Raw genomic sequence first — 3951 nt, forward strand, 5'->3', positions numbered from 1 at the left:
GCGCGAGGGGAAACCCGGCAGCTGCTCGGTGCTCCTTGTTTCCGGTCGCTGCCAACGAGCCGACGCTTTCCCCATGAAACGAATTCGTAAACGAGACGATGTTTGACCTGCCGGTCACCTGGCGAGCCAGCTTTAGGACCGCCTCGACCGCGTTCGTACCTGTGGGACCGGGAAACTGCAATTTATAGGTCAGACCACGGGGCTTTAGAATGTACTGTTCAAAAGCTTCGATGAAGGCCTTCTTGGCCGTCGTGGCAAGGTCCAGCCCATGCACAACTCCGTCGCGCTTGATATAATCAAGCAAGGCTTTCTTGAGGACGGGGTTGTTGTGCCCATAATTCAAGGCACCTGCACCTCCGAAAAAGTCGAGGTATTCCCGACCGTCTGCAGCGATGAGGGTGGTTCCAACTCCCCGGTCGAATAGCGCCGGGAACGCCCGAACGTAGCTGCGCACCTCAGACTCAAGGCGATCAAAAACCGCGAGGCCTGCATCGTTTGTAGGGGTGACCTGCTTGTCCATGGGGCGTAATCCTTTCGACTGGCAGCCTGCAAACACTTCAGGCCGGTTCTTGCTAAGCGGAAATCAGCGGCTTCTAAGCCGCTTGGCCAATGATAGCGCATCCAATTGGTCGATTTGCGCAATAGGGGGCGACGTGGCGCAGGAATAGTGCAAAATCGAAGGTAAATCGCCTAAGACAGGCGATTTGCCGGCGATCAGTGGGGATTTCCCTCCGTGCTTGAGACGGCAGAATGGCCAAAACCGCACGGGGGCCCCGAACCATCTTCGCTTCTGAAGCACATACAACGCACATAAGTGCCGTCGGGTCGGTCCCGCATATATGTCGTGCCCCCTCCGTTTCACAGACACCGGCTAGTGGATTTGAGCTTGGGTGAACTCCTTGGGAGCGCATCTTGAGTGCTGAGTGTGGATGAATCTCGTTGTCGTCGGCGATCCATCCGGCGATCTGCCGTAGCATGGAAGGTGCGTCGGGCAAGGGGGATGCGCAGGTGGTCGCGCTTGAACGTCTTGACGGACTCCTCGGACATGCCGTTATCCGGTATGTGATCTGCGGTGCCTGCACGTCCTGCTGTTCTTGTTTTGGAACGGCCCTATGGTGAGCCCATCCGGGACGCGGGGCACCGGGAGCACGAAGGTGCGGGCAGGCTGTCCAAAGACCGTGGGCTGAGAGCCCGAGCTCGTTACATGGACGCCCCTCGCGACTTTCCCGGATGCGCTGCGCGCGCGGGATTAGTTGATGTCGTGTTGCCGCCAGTTCCCGTCTTTGACCGAGCCAGGAAGGAGGGAACAGGCATGCGCATCATCGGACTGGATATCCATCGCGCCTTCGCCGAGGCGGTGGCTTGGGAGGACGGCAGGCTCCGGCGGTTGGGGCGCGTCGACATGCGGCGCGAACTGCTGGAGGCGTTCGCGCCGCGAAGCTGTCGCTGGATGACGTCGTGGTGATCGAGGCTACACCGCTGCGCCTTCTTCCTGCGTGTCCGAGCCCGGCGAGGGCAGCATGTCGCGGCCGTCGCAACCGCACGCAAAATTGCTGTCGTGATCTGGCATCTGTTGACGAAGGGCGAAAGCTACGCTTGGGCTCGGCCTTCCCTGCACGCCAAGAAACTGCGGGATGTGGAGGTCAAGGCCGGAAGCAAGGCTACGCGCGGCCAAAAGGGGGCAGCGCATGCCTACAACAGCAAGAGCCACCCGGAAGAAGAGCGCCGCTGGGTGGAGCAGGCCGAGGGCGCTTACGCGCGCTTCGTCGCGGGCTGGAACCCGCGAGGTCCGAAGAAGACGCGCACGGATGCCGCAAATGAGGAGCGACCGCGTCGCTGTTGGTTGCCTCCCGCCGACGGGCGAACAATTGATGCCCGCGTCGCATGCGATTGCCACGACTTGGCATCAGGCTCATCAGCTATAAGGCGCAGACACATTTCCACTGCAGATCCTCGATTTTGGAGTGCCACCATGAATCGGTTACAACCCAACACCAGATTTCGCACCTTAAATCGGCTCTTATTACACGCACTTGGCCTCCATCGTCCTTCCGTCGGCGCCGGGTTGAGGCTAATATCGAACGCTAGGCGCAGTTCTCCTGCGCAAATATCACGATATGTGGAGATTGACCTTGGATTTGGATCGAATCGACTTGAAGCTTTTGAGCGCGGTTCAGCACAACAATCGCCTAACAAGTGAAGAGTTAGGTCAACTGGCAAACATCTCGTCCACCGCTTGCCAGCGGCGGTTGAAAAAACTTCGAGAAGTCGGTGTCATTGAGGCTGATGTCGCAATAGTGTCGCCTGAAGCGGTGGGCCGTCCCTTGATGATGCTGGTCTTCGTTGATCTCGAGCGCTATCGCTCCGATATCATTGATCGATTTAAACAGACTATCAGGCGGGCGCCTGAGGTGATGAGCGCGTATTCTGTCACAGGCAATGCTGATTTCGTTCTCATTGTCTCAGTGCGTGACTTGTCAGAGTACGAGGCATTTAGTCGGAAATTGTTTTTCGATAACAGCGATGTTAAAAACTATAGCACGATGGTCGTCATGGATCGCACTAAGGTGAGCTTGGCCGTGCCAATAGACGTATAGAAAGCGTTCGGGCATCCACTGGCTTCCGATTTCGCGAGCGTCTTGGTCGATGGCCCCCTCACTCCTAGGTTGCGTAAGCGCCCGGTCATGACTCGGAGTCTTTTGGCTGCCGTTTTGCGCGTTGTGCTCGCGGGGACCTGCTGATCGTATTGGCCGTAGCCCAGAGGCAACCGTCCTCAGGGTCCATGTCGACATACACCTCCCACAGCCGCGAGGCGTCCCTCGCCGTGCATTTTGGCTGCGAGCGGGAGGGTGTAGATCGGGTGATCGCAGCCATCGTCAGCCGCTAGCTTTCCGTCAGATTAGCCGCGCAAGTTCCAAGGGAGGAAATCCTTGATGCGATTAGATGTTGGCTTACGTGGCCGATCACGTGGGCGAGATAGGCCTCCGGATTGATGCCGTTCAGGCTGCAACTCAGGATCAGTATTTAGAAGACCGGAGCGCGCTCACCGTCGGAGTCCCGGGCCGAGCAAGGTACAGTTGCTACGCCCGAGCGTCAGACGGCAGATCGCGCCTTGGCCGACATTGTTGGCGATCTCAAGACGGGTGCCCTTGATAGTTCGACAGAGCGCTTCCCAGCGGTTGAGGCTGTAGCGGATTGCTTTGACGAGGTCCCCGGATACGCACGTCTGCGGTCTTCACCGGGCTTCACCGGATGCATACAAAGGCCGAGACCCTCGGTGGGAGTTCTGCCACCTCTGCAGCCAGATTGCGCTGCTAATAAGGTGCATATGCTCGGTTTGGTACGCCGGAATTATGTGGTATTTGCCCTTAGATTGCCGGAAACCGACCCGGATCGCAGCTTATGATTCCCGAATGGGGCATCGCCCGAAATTGCCCCAAGAGCGCTCGTCGAAGCTAGAGAGGCTGATTTGAGGTTCTCGACCATCGTGCAGAGTCGATGTTTGACGACGGGTCGTCTCTGCGTGTGAACATCTTGAGAGCGCATTCACGAACTTTGGCGGCTAGCACTTAGTTAGAGGTTGAAATTGGTTTTTGATTACATCGTCGTGGGTGGTGGTTCATCCGGATGCGTCATGGCGAGCAGGCTTTCGGCCAATGGAAATCGCGTGCTCCTCATCGAGGCAGGTCCCGACACTCCTCCGAGCGCTATCCCTGACGATATCCTCGATGGTAGTCCCACGCGTGCCTATCTCAATCCTGATTATCAATGGCCGTCTCTCGAGGTGACCACGGTGCGGGATGGTCGAAAGCCCGCTCATTACGAGCAGGCGCGCGTCATGGGCGGCGGGTCCAGCATCAACGGCCAGGTCGCCAACCGCGGTGCGAGCGGCGTCGAAAGCATATGAAGCTTTGGGTATTCATTTCAGGCCGGACTTCAACGGTGAATTTG

General features: G+C 58.0%; 4 protein-coding genes and 4 pseudogenes. 4 read left to right on the top strand and 4 right to left on the bottom strand.

Annotated elements, in window-relative coordinates; translation table 11 throughout:
• On the bottom strand, window positions 1–520 hold a 520-nt coding region (locus ACWUKX_RS30840), incomplete at its 3' end, for an aminotransferase class III-fold pyridoxal phosphate-dependent enzyme (RefSeq protein ID WP_456010438.1).
• A 382-nt stretch (window positions 521–902) separates the two neighbouring features.
• Window positions 903–1053 (bottom strand): annotated as a pseudogene (locus ACWUKX_RS30845) (integrase core domain-containing protein); the annotation flags it as partial.
• A gap of 259 nt (window positions 1054–1312) precedes the next feature.
• Between ACWUKX_RS30845 and ACWUKX_RS30850 the strand changes: the two are divergent.
• The 3 genes and pseudogenes from ACWUKX_RS30850 (at window position 1313) to ACWUKX_RS30860 (ending at window position 2597) form a co-directional block, all read left to right on the top strand.
• The gene (locus tag ACWUKX_RS30850) at window positions 1313–1465 is read left to right on the top strand and encodes a hypothetical protein (RefSeq protein ID WP_456010439.1); all 153 of its coding nucleotides are present in this window, start codon (window positions 1313–1315) and stop codon (window positions 1463–1465) included.
• Between the two features lie 18 nt (window positions 1466–1483).
• Window positions 1484–1828: pseudogene (locus ACWUKX_RS30855) on the top strand (IS110 family transposase); the annotation flags it as partial.
• 304 nt (window positions 1829–2132) lie between these two features.
• Window positions 2133–2597: an Lrp/AsnC family transcriptional regulator gene (locus ACWUKX_RS30860; protein ID WP_456010441.1), complete on the top strand. Its 465-nt coding sequence runs from the start codon at window positions 2133–2135 to the stop codon at window positions 2595–2597.
• A 286-nt stretch (window positions 2598–2883) separates the two neighbouring features.
• Here ACWUKX_RS30860 and ACWUKX_RS30865 read toward each other — a convergent pair whose 3' ends face one another.
• Together ACWUKX_RS30865 and ACWUKX_RS30870 are read right to left on the bottom strand one after the other, a co-directional pair.
• A complete protein-coding gene (locus tag ACWUKX_RS30865; RefSeq protein ID WP_456010442.1) occupies window positions 2884–3024 on the bottom strand; it encodes a transposase domain-containing protein in 141 nt (46 codons plus the stop codon).
• Window positions 3025–3043: 19 nt separating this feature from the next.
• Window positions 3044–3202, bottom strand: a pseudogene (locus ACWUKX_RS30870) (IS66 family transposase); the annotation flags it as partial.
• Between the two features lie 432 nt (window positions 3203–3634).
• Here ACWUKX_RS30870 and ACWUKX_RS30875 point away from each other — a divergent pair.
• Window positions 3635–3892, top strand: a pseudogene (locus tag ACWUKX_RS30875) (GMC family oxidoreductase); the annotation flags it as partial.
• Between the last annotated feature and the right edge of the window lie 59 nt (window positions 3893–3951).

The organism is Mesorhizobium sp. f-mel (assembly GCF_053850215.1).